Consider the following 23,737-nt stretch of genomic DNA (forward strand, 5'->3'; position numbering starts at 1 on the left):
ACTCCGGCGCCGTCTACAGCGCCACCAGGTCGTCGGCGTGGACGAGCGGACGACCCTGGCCCGTCGTGCCGCTGCCCGAGGCGCGTTCGGCCAGTCGCGTCCGCACCTCGACCGAGTCGTACTGGGCGATCCCCCTCGCGACGGTCTGACCGGCGGGATCGCGCATCTCGATCACGTCGCCGAAGTGGAACAGCCCGTCGACGCCGGTCACACCCGCCAGCAGCAGCGAGCGCCGCGACCCGGTGACGGCACGCACCGCGCCGTCGTCCAGGATCACCGAGCCCCGCGCGTCGGCCGCGTGGCGGACCCAGAACCGGCGCGCGGTCATCCGCTCGGGCCGGGGTGCGAACACCGTGCCCACCCGCGGCTCGTCGGCCAGTGCCTCCGAGGCCAGCTCGGCCGCGGTGAGCAGCACCGGGATGCCGGCGTCGGCGGCGAGCCGCGCCGCCGCGAGCTTGGAGGCCATCCCGCCGGTCCCCAGGGCCCCGCCGGCCCCGGCCACCACCCCGTCGAGGTCGGCCGCACCCGACACCATCGTCACCGCGGTGGCGTCGCCCTTCCGCGGGTCCGAGTCGTACAGGGCGTCGACGTCCGAGAGCAGGACCAGCGCATCGGCGCTGATGAGGTGCGCCACCAGAGCGGCCAGGCGGTCGTTGTCGCCGAAGCGGATCTCGTTGGTGGCCACCGTGTCGTTCTCGTTGACCACCGGTACCGCGCCGAGTGTGCGGAGGCGGTCCAGGGTGCGCTGCGCGTTTGCCGCGCTCTCCCGCCGCCCGATGTCACCCGCCGTCAGCAGGACCTGGCCCACCACCCGGTCGTATCGGGAGAAGGAGTCGCCCCACGCCCGGGCCAGCTCGAGCTGCCCCACGCTGGCGGCGGCCTGCTTGGCGGACAGTGTCGCGGGGCGGGTGGTCATCCCCAGCGGGGACATCCCCGCACCGATCGCGCCGGAGGAGACCACGAACACGTCCGACCCCGCGGCCATGCGCGCCTGACAGACGTCGGCCAGGGCATCGAGCTGCGGTCTGCGGATCCCGCCCCCGAAGCTCGTGATGGCCGAGGACCCGATCTTGACGACCACTCGGCGGGCCGTGCCTATCCGGCGCCGCAGCTCCGGTTCACCGGTCACTCCAGGATCTCCTCGTCGGGATCGATCAGGCCGCGGCGCACCCGCTTGCGGTACTTGCGCTCCTGGGCGCCCACGCGCTCGTCGGACTCCAACCGGATGTCCGTGCCACGCCCGGTGCGCATGAGGTCCACGCCGGCCGGAGTCTGGGGCTCCCAGTCGAACGAGACGTCGCCGATGGTGACCGCGCAACCCGCCTGCGCCCCGGCCTTGATGAGCGCGTCCTCGACACCCAGCCGGGCCAGGCGGTCGGCGAGGAAGCCCACGGCCTCGTCGTTGGCGAAGTCGGTCTGGCGGATCCAGCGTTCGGGTTTGGATCCCGACACCACGAAGGCACCGGCTTCGTCCGGATCCTTCCGGACCGTGAACTCGACCCCGTCCACGGCCCTGGGCCGAAGGACGATCCGCTCGGGCGCCGCAGGCGGGTTCGCCTTGCGATGGGCCTTGATGAGCTCGTACAGCCCGTACCGCAACTCGTCCAGGCCCCGGTGCGCGACCGCGGAGATCGCGTACACCGGCCAGCCCTTGGCCTCGAAGTGGGCGGTGACCATCTCGGCCATGTCGGCGGCGTCCGGAACGTCGATCTTGTTGAGCACCACGACCCGGGGTCGGTCGGCCAGGTCGCCCAGCCCGGCGCTGGCGAGTTCCGGTTGGTAGGCGGCGAGCTCGGCCTCGAGTGCGTCGACATCCGAGACGGGGTCGCGGTCGGACTCGAGGTTCGCGCAGTCCACCACGTGCGCGAGGACGGCCGTGCGTTCGATGTGGCGCAGGAAGTCCAGGCCCAGACCGCGTCCCTCGCTGGCTCCGGGGATGAGCCCGGGCACGTCCGCGATGGTGAACGTGTCGTCGCCCACCGAGACCACGCCGAGGTTGGGCGCCAGGGTGGTGAACGGGTAGTCGGCGATCTTGGGTTTGGCCGCGGACAGCACCGACACGAGCGACGACTTGCCCGCCGAGGGGAACCCGACCAGTCCGACGTCCGCCATGGACTTGAGTTCGAGGGTCAGGTCGCGGACCTCGCCGGGTTCACCGAGCAGGGCGAACCCGGGGGCCTTGCGGGCCCTCGAGGCGAGCGCGGCGTTGCCGAGCCCGCCCTTGCCGCCCTCGGCCGCCACGAAGCGGGTCCCGGCGCCGACCAGATCGGCCAGCACCTGCCCGTCCTCGTCGAGGACGACGGTCCCGGGCGGTACCGCGAGGACGAGGTCCTCACCGCGGGCGCCGTTGCGGTTGGCCCCCATGCCGGGCTGCCCCTTGCCCGCCCGGGCGTGGGGGCGGAAGTGGAAGTCGAGCAGGGTGTGGACCTGCGGGTCCACCACCAGCACGACGTCGCCGCCGCTACCGCCGTTGCCCCCGTCAGGCCCACCGAGCGGTTTGAACTTCTCCCGGTGCACGGACGTGCAGCCGCGGCCGCCGTCCCCCGCCGCGAGGTGGAGCACTACGCGGTCGACGAATCTCGACATGGGCGGACTCCTCCTGCTGCTGGTGGGTGATGGGTGGTGCTGGGACTCGACGACCGGGGTGGAAATGCGCTCGGGGGCCGGGCGTGGGGTCGTCCGACCCCGCCCGGCCCCCGAGGGCGACTTCTCGTCAGCGTTGCCGGGTCAGCCCTCGACGCCGACCGGGACGATGTTGACGGTCTTGCGACCACGCTTGGTCCCGAACTCCACCGCGCCGGCGGCCAGAGCGAACAGCGTGTCGTCGCCGCCACGGCCGACGCCCACGCCCGGGTGGAACTTGGTGCCGCGCTGGCGGATCAGGATCTCGCCGGCGTTGACCTCCTGGCCACCGAAGCGCTTGACGCCGAGGCGCTGCGCGTTGGAGTCACGACCGTTACGGGTGCTGGATGCGCCCTTCTTACTTGCCATGTCCGAACCCTCCTTCAGGGAAGACGCCCGAGGGCGCTGAGCTGGTGGCCTTGGCGGCCGTGATGGATTACTTGATACCGGTGATCTTGAGCACCGTCAGCTTCTGACGGTGACCCTGACGCTTGTGGTATCCGGTCTTGTTCTTGAACTTGTGGATCCGGATCTTCGGACCCTTGGTCTGCTCCACGATCTCACCGGAGACGGAGACCTTGGCCAGGGCGTCGGCAGCGGAGGTGACGGTCGATCCGTCGACCACGAGGATCGGGGACAGGGACACGGAGGTGCCGGCCTCACCCTCGATCTTCTCGACCTTGACATGGTCCCCTTCGGCGACCTTGTACTGCTTGCCGCCGGTCTTGACGATCGCGTACATCGAGGGCTTCCCCTTGCTTCTCGGGTGTGTGACCGCCGCTGGGGACGACCACGACTACTGTGCGGTGTTCTCTCTGACCGACCGACTCTCGTCGGCCGGGATCGCCGGCCCCGGGGCCTCGGAAGGCCCGGCCCGCGACTTCTCGCGCGACGACATAGCGCCGCCACGAGCGACTTGTCAAGGTTACGGCCCGGCGGCGCAGCAGGTCAAACCGGCAGCGCCTCCGGGCCCGAGACCTCTATCGATCGCCCCCGTCGGGAGCGGTCGTTGTCCGCGTCGCGCGTCGTCGCGCCGGACGCCGGCGCGGCTCCGCGACCGCGACCGGGGGCGCCTCCGCGAGCGGGGCGGCCGCGACGGGCACCGCCGCCACCGGTGCCGACTCCCCCGAGGGGGCCGTGGACGCGGCGGCACCGGCCTCGCGACGGGTCGACCGCCTGCGCGGTCGGCGGCCGGGCGTGCGGGGCCCGGCGGGGTCGGGATCCGATTCGACGGCCGTGACCGTCTGCACGACCTCCGTGGCCTCCGCCATGACCGCCGCCTCGTCCTCGGGCGTCTCGACGGCCTCGGCGACAGCACCGTCCTCCGCCGCGACGGCCGGGGCGATGGTCCCGTCGGCGGGGCGACGAGTGGCGCGACGACGACGGCGTCCCGGCCGCGACCCGGCGGCGTCCGCGGACTCGGGCACACCGGCGTCGGTGTCCCCGGGTTCCGCGGCGTCGGAGGACCCGGCGTCACCGGTCGTGGCCGGCGACGCCGGCTCCGCGGTGACGACCTCCGCCTGGCCCGAGGTCCCCGTGGCCGCCTGGTCCGTGTCCGACGACCCTGCGACGGCCTGATCCGGGTCGGGCTTCGGCGCGACCGCCTGCTCGGCCTCGTGACGTGCGATCGCGAGCGCGGCCGGGTGGGCGGCCGGCGCGGGCCCGTCCTTCTTGGGCGCCTGCCTGGGAGTGGTCGACGACGTGGACGGGGACTCCGACTGATCCGCGTCCGATCCCTTGCCACCGCGCTTGCGGCCCCGTCGCGAGCCGGGCTCGTCGGCGTTGTGGGACTCGGTGTGCACCGGGTCGGCGTGCACGATCAGTCCACGGCCCTGGCAGTGCTCACACGGCGTGGAGAAGGCCTCGATGAGACCGGTGCCGAGCTTCTTGCGGGTGAGCTGGACGAGCCCCAACGAGGTGACCTCGGAGACCTGGTGCCGGGTGCGGTCGCGGCCCAGCGCCTCGGTGAGCCGCCGCAGGACGAGGTCGCGGTTGGCCTCGAGCACCATGTCGATGAAGTCGATGATCACCATTCCGCCCACGTCGCGCAGGCGCAGTTGGCGGACGATCTCCTCGGCCGCCTCGAGGTTGTTCTTCGTGACGGTCTCCTCGAGGTTGCCGCCCGAGCCCGTGTACTTGCCGGTGTTGACGTCGATGACCGTCATGGCCTCGGTGCGGTCGATCACGAGTGATCCGCCGGAGGGCAGCCACACCTTGCGATCGAGGGCCTTGGCCAGTTGCTCGTCCACGCGGTGGGTGGCGAACACGTCGACGTCGGGGTTGTCGTAGCGCTCGAGTCGCCCGGTCATCTCCGGTGCGACCCTCGAGACGTAGTCGTGGACGGTGTCCCATGAGGTCTCGCCCTGGATCACCAGCGAGGAGAAGTCCTCGTTGAACAGGTCACGCACCACCTTGACCAGTAGGTCCGGCTCCTCGTACAGGGCGATCGGAGTGCCCGAGCCGGAGGAGGTCCGCTTGGCAGCCGCCTCGGAGATCTCGGTCCACTGGGCCGCGAGGCGTTCGACGTCCCGGCCGATCTCCTCCTCACTGACCCCTTCGGCAGCGGTCCGGATGATCACACCCGAACCCTCGGGGACCACGTCCTTGAGGATCGACTTGAGCCGGCGCCGCTCGGTGTCGGGGAGTTTGCGGGAGATTCCGGTGGAGTTGCCGTCGGGCACGTACACGAGGAACCGGCCGGCCAGCGAGATCTGCGTGGTCAGCCGGGCACCCTTCTGGCCGATCGGGTCCTTGGTGACCTGCACCAGGACCATGTCGCCGGGCTTGAGCGCCTGCTCGATCCGCCGGGCCTTGCCGCCGAGTCCGGCGGCCTCCCAGTTGACCTCGCCGGCGTACAGCACGCCGTTGCGGCCACGCCCGATGTCGACGAACGCGGCCTCCATGCTCGGGAGCACGTTCTGGACGCGGCCGAGGTAGACGTTGCCCACCATGGACCGGGCGGATTCGGTGGTGACGAAATGCTCCACCAGGACCTTGTCCTCGAGCACGCCGACCTGGGTCATGACCCCCTTGCCGTCGCCGCGCTTCTTCTCCCGCACCACCATCACGCGGTCGACGGACTCGCGGCGGGCGAGGAACTCGGACTCGGAGAGGATCGGCTGACGGCGGCGCCCGGCATCGCGCCCGTCACGGCGACGCTGCCGCTTGGCCTCGAGCCGCGTCGACCCGCTGATGCCCTGCACCTCGTCGGTGGCCGGGCCGGAGCCCTGGCCGCCGCGCGCCGAGCGGCGGCGAGGTTCGCGCTGCTCCCGGGCGTCAGAGTCGGCGGAATCGTCACCGGCGGCCTGGGTGTCGTCGTTGCCCGACCCCCCTCCGCGACGACGACGACGGCGGCGCCGACGCGAACCGGACGGCGACCCGTCGGAGTCGTCCGAGACGTCCTCCGCGGCGTCGTCCCCCGACCCGGACCGCCCGTCGGACGTGTCGGACTCGGGACTGGCATCGCCCCCACCCGACGCGCCTCCACCCGACGCGCCGGCGTCGGACTTGTCCTGCTCGTCGGAGCCTGCGGCCTCCGGCGACCCCTCGGCGCCGTTCGTGTCGACGTTCTGCTCGTCCTGGTTCTCGCCCCGGCCACGCCCGCGGCCACGACGGCCCCGGCGACGGCGACGACCACCCTCCCCGGCGTCGTTCTGGTCATCGGACGCGTCGGACGCGAGGGACGGATCGGACGTGCCGGTGGTCTCCGCGGCCTCGGCGTCGGACCCGGTCCGGGCCTTCTCGGTGGTGGGCTTCTCCGCCCGGGCGGTGTCGGACGCGGTGGACGTCGAGCGGGACGGACGCTCCTTCGCGGCCTTGGCGGCGGCCTCGTCGGGCGAGAGGAACAGAGGAGAGAACGAGGGGGTGGCGGTGGACCGGCGACGGTTGCGCGATTCCGCCGCGCCGACCTCGCCGGTCACGATCGACATCTCCGGCAGGGGCCGACGGCCGGTCGCCCTCGACCCGGACTTCGCGTCGGTGGCGTCTGCGGTTCCGGGCTCGGTGGTAGCGGGCTCGGTGGTAGTGGGCTCGGTGGTAGCCGACTCTGCGGCAGGGCGGTCGGCTGTCGGTTCCGTCGCCGCGCCGCCCGCGGCGGACTTGCGGGTCTTCTTCGCCGGCGCCTTCTTATCGGCCGGCGCCTTCTTATCGGTTGCCGCCTTCTTTTCAGTGGCTGCCTTCTTCTCGGCGGGCGCCTTCTTCGCCGCAGACTTTCTGGCGGGGGCCTTACCGGCTGCCGCCTTCTCCGCGGGGGCCGTGTCGGCCGGGACATCCTCGGCGGGGGCGTCCTGGTCGGCGGGGGACGCCGCGGGTGCCGCCCCGCCTCCGTCCTCACGGCCGGCGAACCAGGTGAGCAGCACCTCCCGGGTCACGCCGGACTGGGCGCTCCTGATCTCCACGCCGATCCCGGCCATCGCGGCCAGGAACTCCTTGCTGGTCATGCCCACGGCCTTCGCCGCGGCGTGCGCGCGCATCTTCTCCGGGAGCGCGTTGAGATCGTCGATGGTCAGGGTCGAATCCGACACGTGTCTCCTCTGGCCGGACTCCGGGCGCGATCACGTCACCGGAACAACTCCGGTGACCCACGCCGCCGCACGGGGTCGGCATTTCTCTCTGGGCCCCACACAGGTGGGGCTGTGTCATGTGGTCCGCGATTCCGGTGTGATCCGGCCCGCGGATGGCGGGCGCCCGATCCGGGGCGAACTGGTGGTCCGCTCGCCGAGAATGTGGGCTCCGGCCATTGTCCCACACCCGCCGTCGATGCGTTGCCGCGCGGGAGCGGTGGGTAGACAGATGCGCCCGCCGGGCACAGGGCCGACGGGCGCATCCAGCGCGGGCGCTGGCGAGGAATCCGGATCAGAGGTCGGGGAACCACAGTCCGATCTCGCGGGCCGCGGACTCCTCGGAATCGGATCCGTGGACGAGGTTGAACTGGGTCTCCAACCCGAAGTCGCCGCGGATGGACCCGGGAGCGGCCTTGTCCACCGGGTCGGTCCCGCCGGCCAGCTGGCGCCAGGCGGCGATCGCGCGGGGGCCCTCGACGACACCGGCCACGACCGGCCCGGAGGTGATGAACTCGAGCAGATCGCCGTAGAACGGACGCTCGGCGTGCTCGGCGTAGTGCTCGGCCGCGGTCTCCTGGGGCACGTGGCGCATGTCCATGGCCACGAGCCGGAGGCCCTTGGCCTCGATTCGCGCGAGGATGGTCCCGGTCAGGCCTCGCTGGACGCCGTCGGGCTTGATGAGGAAGAAGGTTCTCTCGGTCACGGCCGCAATGCTACAAGTACCCGGACCCCGTCAGTCGTGTTGGCTGGGCAGGTAACCGGCGGCCATCCTCCGGGACAGGTCCCGCCGGAGATAGAGGATGTACGCCCACACCGCCGCGAACATCAGCCCGCACACCCCCATCGACCAGTGCACGGCCCACCCGGCCACCGCCAGTCCGGCGAGAGTGAGGTTCATCGGGATCGCCCAGGGCCGCCGCTGCAGACCACTGGCCACGACCATCGCCACCGCGAGGAGGCTGACGAACCACACCTTCCAGGGTTGGAAGTGCTCTCCGTCGTCGACCCGGGCGATCACCGTGAGCACCAGTCCGATCACGATGGCCTCGAGGATCAGTGTCCCGGCCATGATCCCCCGCAGGCCCTTCCACGGGTCGACGGAGGGTTCGTGTGCGGTGGCACCGGGATCGACGGAACCGGAGTCGACGGAACCGGAGTCGGTCACTGTGCGTCCTTTCCGAACAGGCCGCGGGCGGCACCCGCGGTCACGACCGACCCCGTGACCAGTACGCCGACTCCCGAGACATCGTCGTCGGCGGTGGGGTCGGGAACCCCCACCAGGTCCAGCGCGGCGCTGATCGCCTCGGGCAGGGCGTCGACCACGTGGACCCGCTGGGCGGTGAATCGGTCCTCGGCGATGCGGGCGAGGTCGCCCGGCGCCATCGCCCGCGGCGATCCGGTCCTGGTGACGACGACCTCGTCGACGACGGGCTCGATGGCCGCGAGGAACGCGTCGGCGTCCTTGCCGTCGAGCATCGCCACCACGGCGACGAGACGGCGGAAGTCGAACTCGGAGGTGACCGCCTCGGCCAGCGCGCGACCGCCGTGACCGTTGTGCGCGGCGTCCACCAGCACCGTGGGGCTCGAGCTGAGCCGCTCGAGCCGGCCGGGGTTGTCCACGGCCGCGAATCCGGCACGGATGAGTTCGGGGTCCAGCGAGCGGTCGGGCCCCGCCCCGAAGAACGCCTCGACGGCGGCCAGCGCGGTGGCGGCGTTCTCGGCCTGGTGCTCGCCGAACAATGGCAGGAACACCTCCGGGTACTCGCCGCCGAGACCGCGCAGGGTGAGCTGCTGGCCACCCACCGCCAGTCGTCGCTCGACCACGTCGAACTCGGAACCCAGACGCGCCACCACCGCGCCCACCTCGACCGCCCGACGCAGCAGCACCTCCATCGCCTCGGGCTCCTGGCGGCCGATCACGGCGATCGGGTCCCCCGGCAGCAGGTCGTCCTCGGCTCCCGGCTGGATGATCCCCGCCTTCTCCCCCGCGATGGTCGCCAGGTCCTCGCCGAGGTAGTCGGTGTGGTCCAGGCCGATCGGGGTGACCACGGCGACGGCCGGCCGCACCACGTTGGTGGCGTCCCAGGTCCCGCCCATGCCGGTCTCCACCACGGCCACGTCCACCGGGGCGTCGGCGAAGGCCGCGAAGGCCATCGCGGTGAGCACCTCGAAGTAGCTCATCCGGGGACCGCCGTCGGACACGGACCGCTGGTCCACCAGTTCCAGGTACGGCTGCAATTCGCGGTAAGTGTCCACGAACAGACGGGCCGGGACCGGCTGGCCGTCGAGGGCGATGCGTTCGGTGACCGTCTGGAGGTGCGGGCTGGTGTTACGTCCGGTCCGCTGGTGCAGAGCCCGCAGGAGGGCATCGATCATCCGGGTCACGGAGGTCTTGCCGTTGGTCCCCGCCACGTGGACGACCGGGTAGGCGTGCTGCGGGTCGCCGAGGACGCCGGTGAGCTCCGCGATCCGGTCGAGGCTCGGTTCGAGGCGGGTCTCCGGCCAGCGGGTGGCCAGCTCCTCCTCGACCGCGGCGAGTTCGGCGGTGTCGGCCTGCCACTCGGGGCTGCCGACCTCCGGGATCGGGCGCGGCTCCTGGTGGTCCTCACCGTCCCCGTCCTCGTCACCGGGCAGCGGTCCGCCGAGGGAGACGCCGGAGACCAGGCCCTCCTCCCCGAGCAGCTCGGCGACGTCCTCCTCAGTGGGGGTGTCCCAGCCCTCCTCCGGGTCGTGGGGCTCGAGCCACCGGTGGCCCGCCATCAGGCGCCGCCCCCGACGGGGAGGCCCTCGAGTCGGGCGGTGATCCTGGCGACCTCGGCCCCGGCGAGATCCCGGCGCGCGCGGATCTTGTCCACCACGTGGTCGGGGGCTTTGCCCAGGAACGCCTCGTTGCCCAGCTTCGCGCCGGTGGTCTCCAGCTCCTTGCGCGCGGCCGCGAGGTCCTTTTCCAGACGACGCCGCTCGGCCGCCAGGTCGATGGTCCCCGAGGTGTCGATCTCGACCCCCACGGTGGACAGCCCAAGCCGGACCTCCAGCGAGGCGGTGGCGGTGAAGTCGTCCCCGGCCGGGGTGAACCGCGCGAGCGAGGCCACCTGGTCGAGCAGGTCGGCGGGCAGATCCGCCCGGTCGACCCCGGTGACGCGTGCGGGCACCCGCTGGCCGGGCTTGAGTCCCTGGTCGGAGCGGAAGCGACGGATCTCGGTGACCAGGGTCTGGGCGTCGGCCACCCGGCGCACGGACTCCGTGGCGCCCTCGGTCGGGACGACGTCGGAGGGCCAGTCCGCGATCACCACGGAGTCGCGCCCGGTCAGGGCCGTCCACAGCACCTCGGTGACGAACGGGATGACGGGATGCAGCATCCGCAGCACCACGTCGAGCACGTGCCCCAGGACGAGACGGGTGTTGTCTGCCCGATCGGAGCGGCGCGACTCGTCGTCGCTGCCGAACTGGACCTTGGCCAGCTCCAGGTACCAGTCGCACAGCTCGTCCCACGCGAAGTGGTACAGGGCCTCGCAGGCCTTGGAGAACTCGTAGCGATCCAGGGCGTCGTCGACGGAGACCCGAACCTCACCGAGGCGCCGGAGGATCCAGCGATCCGCGTCGGTGAGCGCGGCATCCTCCGGCAGGTCGCCCACCCTCGCGCCGTTCATCAGCGCGAAACGGGTGGCGTTGAAGAGCTTGGTGGCGAAGTTGCGTGAGGCCTGGGCGGCGTCGTCGCCCACGGACAGGTCACCGCCGGGATTGGCGCCCCGGGCCAGGGTGAAGCGCAGCGCGTCGGCGCCGAAACGGTCCACCCAGTCGAGTGGGTCGATGCCGTTGCCCTTGGACTTGGACATCTTCTGGCCGTGCTCGTCGCGGACGAGCCCGTGGAGGAACACGTCGGTGAACGGGACCTTCCCCGGGGCGGACCTCTCGCCGGTGAGGGAACGACCGACGAAGGTGCCGAACATCATCATCCGGGCCACCCAGAAGAACAGGATGTCGTATCCGGTCACCAACACGGAGGTGGGATAAAAGCGCTCGAGGTCGGCGGTCCGGTCGGGCCAGCCCATGGTCGAGAACGGCCACAGACCGGAGGAGAACCACGTATCGAGCACGTCCGTGTCCTGCGTGTACCCGGCGGGCGGCTGCTCGTCGGCTCCCACACAGACCACCTCGCCACCCGGCCCGTACCAGATGGGGATGCGGTGGCCCCACCACAGCTGGCGCGAGATGCACCAGTCGTGCATGTCGTCGACCCAGTCGAACCAGCGCGGTTCCTGGCTCCTCGGGTGGATGACCGTGTCACCGTCGCGCACGGCGTCTCCCGCCATCCGGGCCAGTTCCTCGACCCTGACCCACCATTGAAGGGACAGCCGGGGCTCGATCGGCTCACCCGATCGCTCCGAGTGACCGACGGAGTGCAGGTACGGACGCACCTCCTTGACGATCCGGCCCTGGGCGGCGAGGTCCTCGCGGATCACCCTTCGCGCCTCGAACCGGTCCATCCCGTCGTAGCGTGTCCCCGTGTCGGCGATACGGCCGGTCGCGTCCATGATCGTGGGCATCTCCAGCCCGTGGCGCTGGCCGATCGCGAAGTCGTTGGGATCGTGCGCGGGCGTGATCTTGACCGCGCCCGTGCCGAACTCGGGATCGACGTGGTCGTCCGCCACGACGCGCAGGGTCCACCCGTCGCGGAACGGGTGCTCGATCTCGGTGCCCACGAGGTGGGCGTAGCGCTCGTCCTGCGGGTGCACGGCGATCGCCGTGTCGCCCAGCATCGTCTCGAGCCGGGTCGTGGCCACCACCAGGTGCGGCTGCGAGTCGTCCATCGAGCCGTAGCGGAAGCTCACCAGCTCGCCCTCGACGTCCGCGTACTTGACCTCGATGTCCGAGATGGCGGTCTGGAGTGTGGGCGACCAGTTGACCAGCCGCTCGGCGCGGTAGATCAGCCCCTGGTCGTAGAGCTCCTTGAAGATGGTCTGCACCGCGCGGGACAGTCCCTCGTCGAGGGTGAACCGTTCACGCGACCAGTCGACGCCGTCGCCGAGGCGGCGCATCTGCTCGCCGATGGTCCCGCCGGACTCACGCTTCCACTCCCAGACTCGTCCGATGAACGCCTCGCGCCCGATCTCGTGGCGGTCGATCCCCTCGGCGCGGAGCTTGCGGTCCACGAGGGTCTGGGTGGCGATCCCGGCGTGATCCATTCCGGGAAGCCAGAGGACCTCGGATCCCTGCATGCGCTTGCGCCGCGTCAGCACGTCCATGAGCGTGTGGTCGAGCGCGTGGCCCATGTGCAGGCTGCCCGTGACATTCGGCGGAGGCAGCACCACCGAGTACGCGGGCTTGTCGCTGGAGGGGTCCGCCTCGAAGTAGCCGGCGTCGACCCAGCGTCGGTACAGCTCGGACTCGACCTCGCCGGGGTTCCAGGAGGCGGGGAGCAAATCCGCGCGGTCGGTCTCGGGGCCGGGGGTCGCTGCAGTCGTCACCCGACCATCGTAGGCCGTCCGCGCCGGGACCCCACACACGCCGCCGGAGGCCCCGCCCCCGGGGTCAGTCGGTCAGGCCGAGGGCGTGCACGGCGTCGCGCTCGGAGATCAACTCGGCCACCGAGGCGTCGATGCGGGCGCGCTGGAAATCGTCGATCTCCAGACCCTCGACGACCTCCCATTCCCCGCCGTTACTGCGGCAGGGCAGGCCGGTGACCACCCCCGGGACCGTGCCGTACTGCCCGTCGGAGGGCAGCGCGACCGTGGTCCAGCTCTCCCCCGGTGTGCCGTGGACCCAGTCACGCATCTGGTCGACGGCGGCCCCCGCCGCGGAGGCGGCCGACGACGAGCCCCGCACGGCGATGATCTCGGATCCCCGGTTCGCGACCCGCGGGATGAAGGTGTCGGCCAGCCAGTCCCGCCCGAGCCCGGCGGTCACGGGCTCACCGGCTCGGGTGAGATAGGAGACGTCCGGGAACTGGGTGGCCGAGTGGTTCCCCCACACCACGACCCCGTCGAGTTCGGCGACGGGGGCGCCCAGGCGGGTGGCGAGCTGGCTCAACGCCCGGTTGTGGTCGAGCCGCATGAGGGCGGTGAACCGACCGGCCGGGACGTCCGGGGCGTGCCTGTGAGCAATGTAGGCGTTGGTGTTGGCGGGGTTGCCCACCACCACCACGCGGATGTCGTCCGCGGCGCCGGCGTTGATCGAGCGCGCCTGGTCGCGGAAGATGGCACCGTTCGCGCTCAACAGGTCGGAGCGCTCCATGCCCTTGCCCCGCGGCATGGCCCCGACGAGGAACGCGGCGTTGGCGCCGTCGAACGCCGCGGTCGCGTCGTCGGTGATCTCGATCGAGTCGACCAGCGGCAGAGCGCAGTCCTCGATCTCCATCGCCACGCCCTCGGCGGCCGTGACGGCCGACGGGATGTCCAGCAGTCGGAGGCGGACCGGGGTGTCGGGGCCGTAGACCAGACCGGACGCCAGCCGGAAGAGCAAGGAGTAGGCGATCTTTCCGGCGGCACCGGTGACGGTGACGGTGACCGGGGCGGTGGAGCTCATGCGCGGGGACCTTCCTCTGGCGACGACGGGGTCGGTCCCCACAGTAGTGAGGAACCGGCACCCTGTTGACCGCGCGAGCCGCCGTACACCCGCTGTTCGCCCCGGGGCCGGCCCGCAGTGCGCGATCGGTGGGGTGCGGTCGGGTGGGGTGCGATCGGTGGGGCGCGGTCGGGTGGTGAACCCGACCGGGGCGGCGGCCTCGCCTGCCCTTGCGCGACGCGGCAGCACCCATCAGTCGTACGTTGGACCGGTGCGTCCCGCACGCCACGTGGGCCCGACCGGTTCCGCCGACCCCCAGGAAAGGACACACCCCATGCTCGCCACCCTGTCGTATCAGGTCAGCGGCCCGCCGCCGGAGGACGCCCCGGCCGTCGTCCTCCTCGGGTCCCTCGGTTCGGACCGGTCGATGTGGGACGCACAGGTCCACGACCTGGCCCGGGACCACACCGTGATCGCTGTGGACCACCGTGGCCACGGCGGCTCAGAGGTGATCCCGGGGCCGTGCACGATCGCCGATCTCGCCGGCGACGTACTGGTGCTACTCGACGCCCTCGGAATGGACCGCTTCCACGTCGTCGGACTCTCCCTAGGGGGAGCCCTGGCCCAGTGGCTCGCGGTCCACGAGCCCGCCAGGGTCCGGTCCGCGGCCCTGCTGTGCACCGCCGCGAGGTTCGGTGAGCCCTCAGCATGGGTCGAGAGGGCTGCCGCCGTTCGCGACGGCGGTACCGGCGCCGTCGCCGACGCGGTGGTGGCGAGGTGGATCACCCCCCGTCGCGCCCAGCAGGACCCCGCACTGGTGGCTGCGATCCGCGAGATGCTGCTAGCGACCAGTACTGAGGGATACGCCGCGGCCTGTGATGCGCTGTCGGACTGGGACGGGCGCGCCGACCTCGGCCGGATCACCTGCCCCACCCTTGTGATGGCCGGAGACGAGGACCCCTCGACGTCGCCCGCCGTGGTCCGCGAACTCGCCGCCGGGATCCCGGGCGCCGAGTTCGTGACCCTGTCCCCCGCCGCCCACGTTCCCACCGTAGAGATCCCCGACCGCGTGAACGCGGTACTCCGCTCGCACCTGACCGCGAACGCCGACGGGTGACCGCGGAAGGACGCAGAGGTCACGCCAACGCCGGCCACCATAAGGAGAACCCATGCGCGACATCGTCATCTGCCACCCGCTCCGCACCCCGGTCGGACGTTTCGGCGGGGTGTTCCGGGAGTTGGACGCGAACACCCTGGCAACTGCTCTGCTCACGACGCTCGTCGAGCGCACCGGCCTGACCGGGGCCGAGGTCGATGACGTGGTGCTGGGGCAGGGTTCCCCGAACGGCGAGGGACCCGCCGTCGGTCGGATCGCTGCGCTGGACTCACCCCTGGGGATCGACGTGCCGGGCATGCAACTCGACCGACGCTGCGGTTCCGGCCTCCAGGCGATCATCACCGGCGCGCTGCAGGTGGCCTCCGGCGGGATGGACCTCGTCGTGGCCGGCGGCGTCGAGTCTATGAGCCAGGTGGAGTTCTACGCCACGCCCTCGCCCCGCTGGGGCATCACCGGCGAGGGCGTCTCCCTGGTCGATCGCCTCGGCCGCGCCCGCACCACGGTCGGTGGCCGCTCCCACGTCATCGATGGGGGGATGATCGAGACGGCCGAGAACCTCCGCCGCGAGTACGACATCAGCCGGGAGGAACAGGACTGGCTGGCAGTGCAGTCCCATCGTCGGGCGGTCGCCGCGCAGGCGTCCGGGGTGTTCGCCGAGGAGATCGTTCCCGTCACCGTCCCGCAGCGCAGGGGCGACGCCGTCGTCATCGCCACCGACGAGCACCCCCGGGCCGACAGTTCGATCGAGGCGCTCGCGCGCCTGCGCCCCGTCATGAGGCGCACCGACCCCGAAGCCACCGTCACCGCCGGCAACGCCTCCGGACAGAACGACGGCGCCGCGATGTGCGTGGTCACCACGGCGGATAGAGCCGCCTCGCTCGGATTGGACCCGCTGGTGCGCCTGGCGTCCTGGTCCGTGGCCGGTGTCGCCCCGGAGACGATGGGGATCGGCCCGGTCCCCGCCACCGCGAAGGCTCTGGACCGGCTCGGGATGACCCTGGCGGACATGGATGTGATCGAGCTCAACGAGGCCTTCGCCGCCCAGGCGCTGGCCGTCATGCGGGAGTGGGACATCGATCCCGCCTCGGAGCACCTCAACCCCCACGGCTCCGGGATCTCGCTCGGTCACCCCGTCGGAGCGACCGGCGCCCGGATGCTCGCCACGCTCTCCCGCGAGATGGTGCGACGCGATGCCCAGTGGGGGCTGGAGACGATGTGCATCGGCGGCGGCCAGGGGCTGGCCGCCGTCTTCGAACGCGTCTGAGCCTGGCCCGGCCCCGCGTGCGGCCTAGGCCGACTTCTCGCGGGGCTCGGACTCGGAGAACGGGACGATCGTCGGCAGCACGTTGTGGCGCACCGTCTCACCGGTCACCACCACGCGGGCGACGTCATCGCGCCCGGGGATGTCGTACATCACCGGGAGGAGGACCTCCTCCATGATGGCGCGCAGTCCGCGGGCTCCGGTGCCCCGCAGGATCGCCTGGTCGGCCACCGCCTCGAGGGCGTCCTGCGAGAACTCGAGCTCGACGCCGTCCATCTCGAACAGCCGCGCGTACTGCTTGACGAGTGCGTTCTTGGGCTCGCTGAGGATGTTGACCAGCGCCTCGCGGTCGAGGCTCGTCACCGTGGCCACCACCGGGAGTCGACCGATGAACTCCGGGATCAGCCCGTACTTCACGAGGTCCTCCGGCATGACCTCGCTGAAGTTCTCCGTCGTGTCGAGGCTCGCCTTGCTGGCGACCTCGGCGCCGAAGCCCAACCCCTTGCGCCCGACCCGGTCACCGACGATCTTCTCCAGACCCTGGAACGCCCCGGCGACGATGAACAACACGTTAGACGTGTCGATCTGGATGAACTCCTGGTGCGGGTGCTTGCGACCACCCTGCGGCGGCACCGACGCCTGCGTGCCCTCGAGGATCTTGAGCAGCGCCTGCTGCACGCCTTCGCCGGACACGTCGCGGGTGATCGACGGGTTCTCGGCCTTCCGGGCGATCTTGTCGACCTCGTCGATGTAGATGATGCCCATCTCGGCGCGCTTGGTGTCGTAGTCGGCGGCCTGGATGAGCTTGAGGAGGATGTTCTCCACGTCCTCGCCGACGTATCCCGCCTCGGTCAGCGCGGTGGCGTCGGCGATGGCGAACGGGACGTTGAGCATCTTGGCCAGCGTCTGGGCGAGGTACGTCTTGCCACACCCGGTCGGCCCCAGCATAAGGATGTTGGACTTGGCCAGTTCCACCGCGTCACCGCGGCCGAGCGAGGCCCCCACGCGAATGCGCTTGTAGTGGTTGTAGACGGCCACCGCGAGGTTTCGCTTGGCCGCGTCCTGCCCTACCACGTACTCGTCGAGGAACGCGTGGATCTCCGACGGCTTGGGCAGCTCGTCGAGTGCCGAGTCCTGCGAGTCCTCGACCTCGGACTCGATGATCTCGTTGCACAGCTCGATGCACTCGTCACAGATGTAGACCCCGGGACCGGCGATCAGCTTCTTGACCTGCTTCTGGCTCTTCCCACAGAAGGAACACTTCAACAGGTCGCCGCTCTCACCCACACGTGCCATGAGTTCTACGTCCTCGCATTCCAGGGGCCCGGATTCACACCCCGTAGTCGACGGTACGCGGGAGGGCCGGCAAATCCGACCCCCGCGCGATCAGTTCATTGGACCTGACGGCGCACCGCTACCCACTACGGCGCGCCGCCCGGACGTCAGTTGGTCGCCGACAGCTTGCGGTAGTCGAACACGGTGTCGATGATCCCGTAGTCCTTGGCCTCGGCGGCCGTGAGGATCTTGTCGCGATCGGTGTCCTTGCGGATCTTGTCCGCGTCGTGACCGGTGTGCCGCGCCAGCGTGGTCTCCATCAGACGTCGCATGCGCTCGATCTCCGCGGCCTGGATCTCGAGATCCGATGCCTGCCCCTGCATGCCGCCGGTCGACGGCTGGTGGATGAGGATGCGGGCGTTGGGCAACGCGGCCCGCTTGCCCTTGGTGCCCGCCGCGAGCAGGACGGCGGCGGCCGAGGCCGCCTGCCCCAGGCACACCGTCACGATGTCGGGGCGCACGTACTGCATCGTGTCGTAGATCGCCATGAGCGAGGTGAACGACCCACCGGGCGAGTTGATGTACATGGTGATGTCGCGGTCCGGATCCTGGCCCTCGAGGACGAGGAGCTGGGCCATGATGTCGTTCGCCGAGGCGTCGTCGACCTGGGTGCCCAGGAAGATGATGCGCTCCTCGAAGAGCTTGTTGTACGGGTTGGACTCCTTGACGCCGTAGCTCGAGTGCTCGACGAAGGAGGGAAGAATGTATCGGGAGGTCGGCAGTGAGGTCATCGGTGACTCCGTGGTGGTGTGCGGGGCGGGCTGGGCTGCGGGAGCGCTCCCGTGGGCGACGGGTTCGACGTTCACGACGGCGACGTTCCGCCGGTCTGGGACGCGCGCGTGATCACGTGGTCGACGAACCCGTACTCCTTGGCCTGCTGCGCGGTGAACCACCGGTCACGGTCCGAGTCCTCGGTGACCTGCTCGAACGACTGGCCCGTGTGGTCGGCGATGAGCTCGGCCATCTGCTTCTTAGTCAAGGCGAGCTGCTCGGCTTGGATGGCGATGTCGATGGCCGACCCGCCGACTCCGCCGGAGGGCTGATGCATCATGATCTTGGCGTGCGGCAGCGCGAAACGCTTGCCCTTGGTACCGGCGGCCAGGAGGAACTGGCCCATCGAGGCCGCAAGTCCCATCGCATACGTGGAGACGTCGCACTCAACAAACTGCATGGTGTCGAAAATCGCCATGCCCGCGGACACCGAGCCGCCGGGCGAGTTGATGTACATGGCGATGTCGCGGGTGGGGTCCTCCGCCGCGAGCAGCAGGATCTGCGCGCAGAGGCGGTTGGCGATGTCGTCGTCCACCTGGGAACCCAGGAAGATGATCCGTTCCTGCAGGAGACGCTCGTACACCGAGTCGCCGAGGCTCAGCCCGTGGGATCCGGGAGAGCTGAGGGCGGGTTGCGTCGAACCGGGCTGTGCCGCTGAACCGTTCTGGGCCACGGGGTACCTACCTTCGCTGATCGTCTCACCGCTCCCGCGGTGCCCGGCCGTCCGGCGGCCGGGTATCCGTTACGTCAAACAGTAACCAACGCCCACGACGGAACCGTCCCGACAGGGCGGGTGTTCGCTCTCAGCGTCGGCGCCCGCGGCCGTCGTCGGCGGGCACCGGGTGCACCGCCACCGCGAACGACGGAGCCGGGGACCACCATGGGGTGGCCCCCGGCTCCGAGGGTGATGCAGGCGAGAACCGTCAGGCGTCGTCGCCCTTGCCGTCGGTGTCCGCGGCGTCGGTGGACTCGACGGCCTCGGCGGTGTCCGCGGCATCGGTGGAGTCGGCGGACTCCTCCTCACGGGACCCGAAGAACTCGGTGGTGTCGACGGAGTTGCCCTCGGTGTCGGTGACGTTCGCCTGGACGATGACGTCGGCCAGCGCCTTGGAACGGCGCACGTCGGAGAACAGCGAGCCCAGCTGGCCGGCCTGCTGGATCTGCTGCACGAACTGGTTCGGGTCCATGCCGTAGCGCTGGGCCTGGAACATGATGTGCTGCGTGAGCTCCTCCTGCGAGACCTCCGTCGAGGCCTGCTCGGCCACGGCGTCCAGCAGGAGCTGGCTACGGATGGCGCGCGCGGCGCCCTCGCGGGTCTCCGCCTCGAAGGTCTCGCGGTCCGTGCCCTCGGCGGCCAGCGCCTGGTCGAGGATCGCCGGGTCCCCACCGAACTGGTCGATGAGCTGGTGCATCTGCGCGTGCGCTTCGGACTCAACGAGGGACTCGGGGGTCGGGATGTCGGTGGCCTCGATCAACGCGTCCAGGACCTTGTCGCGGATCTCGCCCGCGAGGCCGGCCTTGGCCTGCTGCGCCACCTTCTCCGTGAGGTCGGCCTTGAGCTCGTCGAGGGTGTCGAACTCGCTGGCCATCTGGGCGAACTCGTCGTCGGCGTCGGGGAGCTCGCGCTCCTTGACGGACTGGACGGTCACGGTGATGACCGCCTCCTTGCCCGCGTGGTCGCCCGCGACGAGGGACGATGTGAACTCCTTGGACTCGCCGGCCTTGAGGCCCTCGGCCGCGTCGTCGAGGCCCTCGATGAGCGTGCCGGAACCGAGCTCGTAGGACAGGCCCTCGGTCGAGGCGTCGTCGACGGGTTCACCGTCGACGGTGGCGGCCAGGTCCACCGAGAGGAAGTCGCCCTTCTCGGCACCACGCTCGACGCCCTTGAGGGTGCCGAAGCGGGCGCGGAGGTTGTCGAGCTCCGTCTCCACCGCCGCGTCGTCGGCGGCCGGGGCCTCGACGGTGACCGCCAGCTCCGAGTAGGTGGGCAGGGTGATCTCCGGGCGCACGTCCACCTCGGCGGTGAACTCCACGACGTCGCCGTCCTCGAGCTTCGTCACCTCGATCTCCGGCTGGGCCAGGACCTTGAGATCGTGCTCGTCGACGGCCTGGCCGTAGCGGGTCGGGATCATGTCGTTGATGACCTGCTCCAGGACCGCCGGGCGACCGATGCGTGCCTCGAGGAGCTTGGCGGGGGCCTTACCCGGACGGAAACCGGCGATGTTGACCTGGCCGGCGAGCGACTTGTAGGCCTTGGCGAAGTCCGGCTCGAGCTCCGCGAACGGCACCTCCACCGTGACCTTGACCCGGGTCGGGTTCAGCTGCTCGACAGTGCTCTTCACGGTGATGATCTCCTAGGAAAGTCGTGTGGGGTTCATGTCTCGGGCTCCGCTGGTCGGGATGACAGGATTCGAACCTGCGACCCTCCGCTCCCAAAGCGGATGCGCTACCAAGCTGCGCCACATCCCGGTGAGTCGCGCGACCGACCGCCCGCGACATACGCGGAGAACCTGCCGGGCCGCCAAACCAACTCGGCCAGTGTACGACAGTGCCGCATCACGGCAGATTCCGCGTTGGCGGGCCGGGAGTTGGGGGTGCCGCACCGGTCCGGTAGTGTGATCACCGCGCGAGCGAACCTCGGGGGGAACTCCAGGTCAGCCGCCGTCGCGGGCGTAGCTTAATGGTAAAGCCCCTGCCTTCCAAGCAGGCTACGCGGGTTCGATTCCCGTCGCCCGCTCCACACGACGACCCGCGCCGCCCTCCCGGAGCTCCCGAGGATGGCGTCTCGCGGTAGCGCCTGCTCGATCAGATCCCAGCCGCCCCTCGGCATGGCGTCTCGCAGGCACTTCGGTGCGCGCGAGACGCCGTCGCGACGTGCGGCTGCGAGATGATCGCCCGCTACCCGGCTAACCCGCCCGCCCGCGGCTGCGACGCGGCGACGGGTTCAGCGCGGCCGTCCCGGCTGGCAGGTCGGGCACCAGAAGAGGGTCCGCGCCTCCAACGTCTGCAGGACGATCTCGTCGCGGCACACCCGGCAGGGCCACCCGTCGCGTTGGTAGACGTAGTTGCGCGGTCGGTCGGCGCCGCGTCTGGGCACGTCGCCATGGTCGTGCTCCGGGCGGATCGTGTGGATGGCGCCGGTCGCCACCCCCACCCCCATCAACTGCGCCAGGTCGTCCCAGATCGCGCGGAACTCGCCCTCCGTCACCCGCGAACCGGCGCGGAACGGATCGACACCGTGCCGGAACAGCACCTCGGCCCGGTAGACGTTGCCCACCCCGGCCAGCACCTTCTGGTCCATCAGCAGAGCGCCGATCGGTCGCGCGCTGCGGGAGATCCGCGTCCAGGCCCGCTCGGGGTCGGCGTCGGCGTCCAGCGGATCGGGCCCCAGACGGCCTCTGACCTCGACCACCCCCGCCTCGTCGATCACCTCGCACCTGGTGGGCCCGCGGAGGTCCACATAGTGCACCGGCCCGCCTTCCGCTTCCCACTCCACGCCGGCCGCCTCTTGGCTGACTGCCTCGTCGCGAACCGCCTCGTCGCGAACTGCTTCGTCGCGGACCGAGCCGACACGCATCCGCACCTGCCCGACCGGTGCCGGGGGCTTCTCCCCCTGCGGCACCAGGTGCGTGTCGAAGAACCCGTAGAGCCCCAGGTGGACGTGGACCGCCAGGCCGCCCTCGTAGTGGTGGAAGAGGTGCTTGCCGACCGCCGTGGCGCGGTCAAAGTACCGACCGTCGACGACGACGTGGTCGGCGAACCGCCCCTGTGGGCTCGAGACGCGGACGGGCCCGCCTGCGAAGTACTCGGTGTGCAGGCGGGCCAGTCGGTGGAGGGTGTGCCCCTCTGGCACGGGAACTCAGGCGCCGGGGACCGGCGGGGCCTCGTGGGTGCGCTCGTACTCGGCGAGGATGTCGATGCGCCGCTGGTGACGCTCGGCCTCCGACCAGCTCTGGTCGAGGAACGCGTCGACGATCGCCAGCGCCTCCTCCTGCGAGTGCATGCGCCCGCCGATGCCGATCAGTTGCGCGTTGTTGTGCTCGCGGGCCAGACGGGCGGTCTCGACGCTCCACGCCAGCGCGCAGCGGGCGCCGGGGACCTTGTTGGCCGCGATCTGCTCGCCGTTGCCGGACCCGCCCAGCACGATGCCGAGGCTGCCGGGGTCCGCGACGACCTTGCGAGCGGCGTCGATGCAGAACGCCGGGTAGTCGTCCTCGGCGTCGTAGGTGTGGGCACCGCAGTCGACCACCTCGTGGCCGGCGGCCGTCAGGTGCTCGGCGATGACGTTCTTGGTTTCGAAGCCGGCGTGGTCCGCTCCCAGGTAGATGCGCATGGCGGCGATTCTGCCACGCGGAGCCGGGCGCCTCCCCGTCCGCCGTCGGTCGGGGCTCTCACCGGGTCAGCGAGACCACCATCGTCCCCGGGCACGCGGCGTCCACGTCGACGAAACCCACGTCGGCATACAGCCTCCGGGCGGGATTCTCCGCCTCGACGCTGAGAGACACCCGATCCAAACCGCGGTCCCGCGCGGCCGCCAGCGCTGCCTCGAGCATCAGAGTTCCGAGGCCTCTCCCGCGATACCCCGGCCAGACGCACACGCTGAGTTCGGGAATCCCGTCCGCCACGTAGCCGTAACCGGGATCCGTGGCGTCGAGGAACAGCAGCCACACCACACCGACCGGGCGACCGGACATCTCGGCCACCACCCCGAAGTCGCCCCGGTCGGGCCTGAGCACGGTGTAGTGGGCCAGCGCGGGATCGGCCGCCACGTCGGAGGCGGTGACCCGCTCTCGACCCGTCCAGTTGACGTTGAGCAGGGTGGCGGGGGCCAGGAGTTCGACATCGTCCATCCCCAATGGCCGGAGGTCCGCCACTCCTTCCGGGTCCACGAGGTCTGCCGTCGATCCGCGCGCCATCGCTACCGCGTCAGTCGAACTGCGGGGCCTCGGTGCGGCTGCGCTTGAGCTCGAAGAAGTAGGGATATCCGGCGAGCAGGGCGGCGCCGTCGAAGACCTTCCCGGCGTCCTCGCCGCGCGGGATCCGCGTGAGGACGGGTCCGAAGAAGGCCACGCCGTCGACGTGAACGACCGGAGTGCCGACCTCGTCGCCCACCGGGTCCATGCCGCGGTGGTGCGAGGCGCGCAACTCGTCGTCGTACTCATCGGTCGCCGCCGCGGCGGCGAGGCCCGCGTCCAGACCCGCGGCCTCCAGCGCCTCGGTGATCACGGTGGGGTCCTCGATCCCCCGGCCCTGGTCGTGGATGCGGGTGCCGAGCTCGGTGTACAGCCTGCCCAGGACCTCCTGGCCGTGACGCTGTGCGGCGGCGATCGCCACGCGGACCGGGCCCCAGCCCCGGGTCATCAGCGCGGAGTACTCCTCGGGCAGGTCCCGGCCGTCGTTGAGGACGGACAGGCTCATCACGTTCCAGGTCAGATCGATGTCGCGGACCTTCTCCACCTCGAGGATCCAGCGGCTGGTGACCCACGCGAAGGGGCACAGGGGGTCGAACCAGAAGTCGACGGAACGGCGAGCGGTGGAATCGGAAGATGTCATGGCCCCATCCTC

Annotated in this window: 20 protein-coding genes and 2 tRNA genes; 3 read left to right on the forward strand and 19 right to left on the reverse strand. The window is 70.8% G+C overall.

The window, feature by feature from the left end; genetic code table 11:
* Positions 1–13: 13 nt before the first annotated feature.
* The 10 genes from proB to H483_RS23415 form a co-directional block, all read right to left on the reverse strand.
* Positions 14–1,129 (reverse strand): glutamate 5-kinase, encoded by a 1,116-nt coding sequence (gene proB / locus H483_RS23370; RefSeq protein WP_017835681.1) that lies wholly within the window; start codon positions 1,127–1,129, stop codon positions 14–16.
* The gene (gene obgE / locus H483_RS23375; protein WP_017835682.1) at positions 1,126–2,586 is read right to left on the reverse strand and encodes a GTPase ObgE; all 1,461 of its coding nucleotides are present in this window, start codon (positions 2,584–2,586) and stop codon (positions 1,126–1,128) included. Before obgE ends, proB begins: the two co-directional genes overlap by 4 nt.
* A gap of 141 nt (positions 2,587–2,727) precedes the next feature.
* Complete coding sequence (gene rpmA / locus H483_RS23380; RefSeq protein ID WP_017835683.1) at positions 2,728–2,991, reverse strand: 50S ribosomal protein L27; 264 nt, start codon at positions 2,989–2,991, stop codon at positions 2,728–2,730.
* Positions 2,992–3,058: 67 nt separating this feature from the next.
* Positions 3,059–3,364, reverse strand: coding sequence for a 50S ribosomal protein L21 (gene rplU, locus H483_RS23385; protein WP_017835684.1), 306 nt, complete (start codon positions 3,362–3,364; stop codon positions 3,059–3,061).
* 238 nt (positions 3,365–3,602) lie between these two features.
* The gene (locus tag H483_RS23390) at positions 3,603–7,145 is read right to left on the reverse strand and encodes a ribonuclease E/G (RefSeq protein WP_017835685.1); all 3,543 of its coding nucleotides are present in this window, start codon (positions 7,143–7,145) and stop codon (positions 3,603–3,605) included.
* 331 nt (positions 7,146–7,476) lie between these two features.
* Positions 7,477–7,887, reverse strand: a complete 411-nt coding sequence (gene ndk / locus H483_RS23395; protein ID WP_017835686.1) for a nucleoside-diphosphate kinase — start codon at positions 7,885–7,887, stop codon at positions 7,477–7,479.
* A gap of 30 nt (positions 7,888–7,917) precedes the next feature.
* On the reverse strand, positions 7,918–8,349 hold the full coding sequence (locus tag H483_RS23400) for a DUF4233 domain-containing protein (RefSeq protein ID WP_017835687.1): 432 nt from the start codon (positions 8,347–8,349) through the stop codon (positions 7,918–7,920).
* Positions 8,346–9,944, reverse strand: a complete 1,599-nt coding sequence (locus tag H483_RS23405) for a folylpolyglutamate synthase/dihydrofolate synthase family protein (RefSeq protein WP_017835688.1) — start codon at positions 9,942–9,944, stop codon at positions 8,346–8,348. The genes H483_RS23400 and H483_RS23405 overlap by 4 nt, the downstream gene beginning before the upstream one ends.
* The gene (locus H483_RS23410) at positions 9,944–12,652 is read right to left on the reverse strand and encodes a valine--tRNA ligase (RefSeq protein ID WP_017835689.1); all 2,709 of its coding nucleotides are present in this window, start codon (positions 12,650–12,652) and stop codon (positions 9,944–9,946) included. Before H483_RS23410 ends, H483_RS23405 begins: the two co-directional genes overlap by 1 nt.
* Positions 12,653–12,716: 64 nt before the next feature.
* Positions 12,717–13,709, reverse strand: coding sequence for a malate dehydrogenase (locus H483_RS23415; protein ID WP_017835690.1), 993 nt, complete (start codon positions 13,707–13,709; stop codon positions 12,717–12,719).
* Positions 13,710–14,022: 313 nt separating this feature from the next.
* Between H483_RS23415 and pcaD the strand changes: the two genes are divergently transcribed.
* Positions 14,023–14,805 carry a 3-oxoadipate enol-lactonase gene (gene pcaD / locus H483_RS23420; protein WP_017835691.1) on the forward strand — a complete coding sequence of 261 codons (783 nt, stop codon included), beginning with the start codon at positions 14,023–14,025 and terminating at the stop codon, positions 14,803–14,805.
* A 52-nt stretch (positions 14,806–14,857) separates the two neighbouring features.
* Positions 14,858–16,069, forward strand: a complete 1,212-nt coding sequence (locus H483_RS23425; protein ID WP_017835692.1) for an acetyl-CoA C-acetyltransferase — start codon at positions 14,858–14,860, stop codon at positions 16,067–16,069.
* Between the two features lie 24 nt (positions 16,070–16,093).
* On the opposite strand, the gene clpX is transcribed toward H483_RS23425, so the two are convergent.
* The 5 genes from clpX to H483_RS23450 form a co-directional block, all read right to left on the reverse strand.
* On the reverse strand, positions 16,094–17,362 hold the full coding sequence (clpX, locus tag H483_RS23430; RefSeq protein WP_017835693.1) for an ATP-dependent Clp protease ATP-binding subunit ClpX: 1,269 nt from the start codon (positions 17,360–17,362) through the stop codon (positions 16,094–16,096).
* Between the two features lie 146 nt (positions 17,363–17,508).
* On the reverse strand, positions 17,509–18,132 hold the full coding sequence (locus tag H483_RS23435) for an ATP-dependent Clp protease proteolytic subunit (RefSeq protein ID WP_031264516.1): 624 nt from the start codon (positions 18,130–18,132) through the stop codon (positions 17,509–17,511).
* 71 nt (positions 18,133–18,203) lie between these two features.
* Entirely contained in the window at positions 18,204–18,773 is a 570-nt protein-coding gene (locus H483_RS23440) for an ATP-dependent Clp protease proteolytic subunit (protein ID WP_042328906.1), read from the reverse strand.
* A 322-nt stretch (positions 18,774–19,095) separates the two neighbouring features.
* On the reverse strand, positions 19,096–20,514 hold the full coding sequence (gene tig / locus H483_RS23445) for a trigger factor (protein ID WP_017835696.1): 1,419 nt from the start codon (positions 20,512–20,514) through the stop codon (positions 19,096–19,098).
* 50 nt (positions 20,515–20,564) lie between these two features.
* Positions 20,565–20,641: transfer RNA gene (locus tag H483_RS23450), tRNA-Pro, on the reverse strand.
* Between the two features lie 197 nt (positions 20,642–20,838).
* Between H483_RS23450 and H483_RS23455 the strand changes: the two genes are divergently transcribed.
* A tRNA-Gly gene (locus tag H483_RS23455) sits at positions 20,839–20,912 on the forward strand.
* 204 nt (positions 20,913–21,116) lie between these two features.
* On the opposite strand, the gene H483_RS23460 is transcribed toward H483_RS23455, so the two are convergent.
* From H483_RS23460 to H483_RS23475, 4 genes are read right to left on the reverse strand one after another with little or no spacing between them, the layout of a single operon-like run.
* Positions 21,117–22,025 carry an Fpg/Nei family DNA glycosylase gene (locus H483_RS23460; RefSeq protein ID WP_017835697.1) on the reverse strand — a complete coding sequence of 303 codons (909 nt, stop codon included), beginning with the start codon at positions 22,023–22,025 and terminating at the stop codon, positions 21,117–21,119.
* 6 nt (positions 22,026–22,031) lie between these two features.
* Positions 22,032–22,505 carry a ribose-5-phosphate isomerase gene (locus tag H483_RS23465; RefSeq protein ID WP_017835698.1) on the reverse strand — a complete coding sequence of 158 codons (474 nt, stop codon included), beginning with the start codon at positions 22,503–22,505 and terminating at the stop codon, positions 22,032–22,034.
* Positions 22,506–22,563: 58 nt separating this feature from the next.
* Positions 22,564–23,088 (reverse strand): GNAT family N-acetyltransferase, encoded by a 525-nt coding sequence (locus tag H483_RS23470; RefSeq protein ID WP_031264518.1) that lies wholly within the window; start codon positions 23,086–23,088, stop codon positions 22,564–22,566.
* A 10-nt stretch (positions 23,089–23,098) separates the two neighbouring features.
* Complete coding sequence (locus tag H483_RS23475) at positions 23,099–23,725, reverse strand: DsbA family protein (RefSeq protein ID WP_017835700.1); 627 nt, start codon at positions 23,723–23,725, stop codon at positions 23,099–23,101.
* Positions 23,726–23,737 lie beyond the last annotated feature (12 nt).

Origin of the sequence: Dietzia sp. UCD-THP (genome assembly GCF_000349585.1) — a bacterium.
GTDB lineage: Bacteria > Actinomycetota > Actinomycetes > Mycobacteriales > Mycobacteriaceae > Dietzia > Dietzia natronolimnaea_A.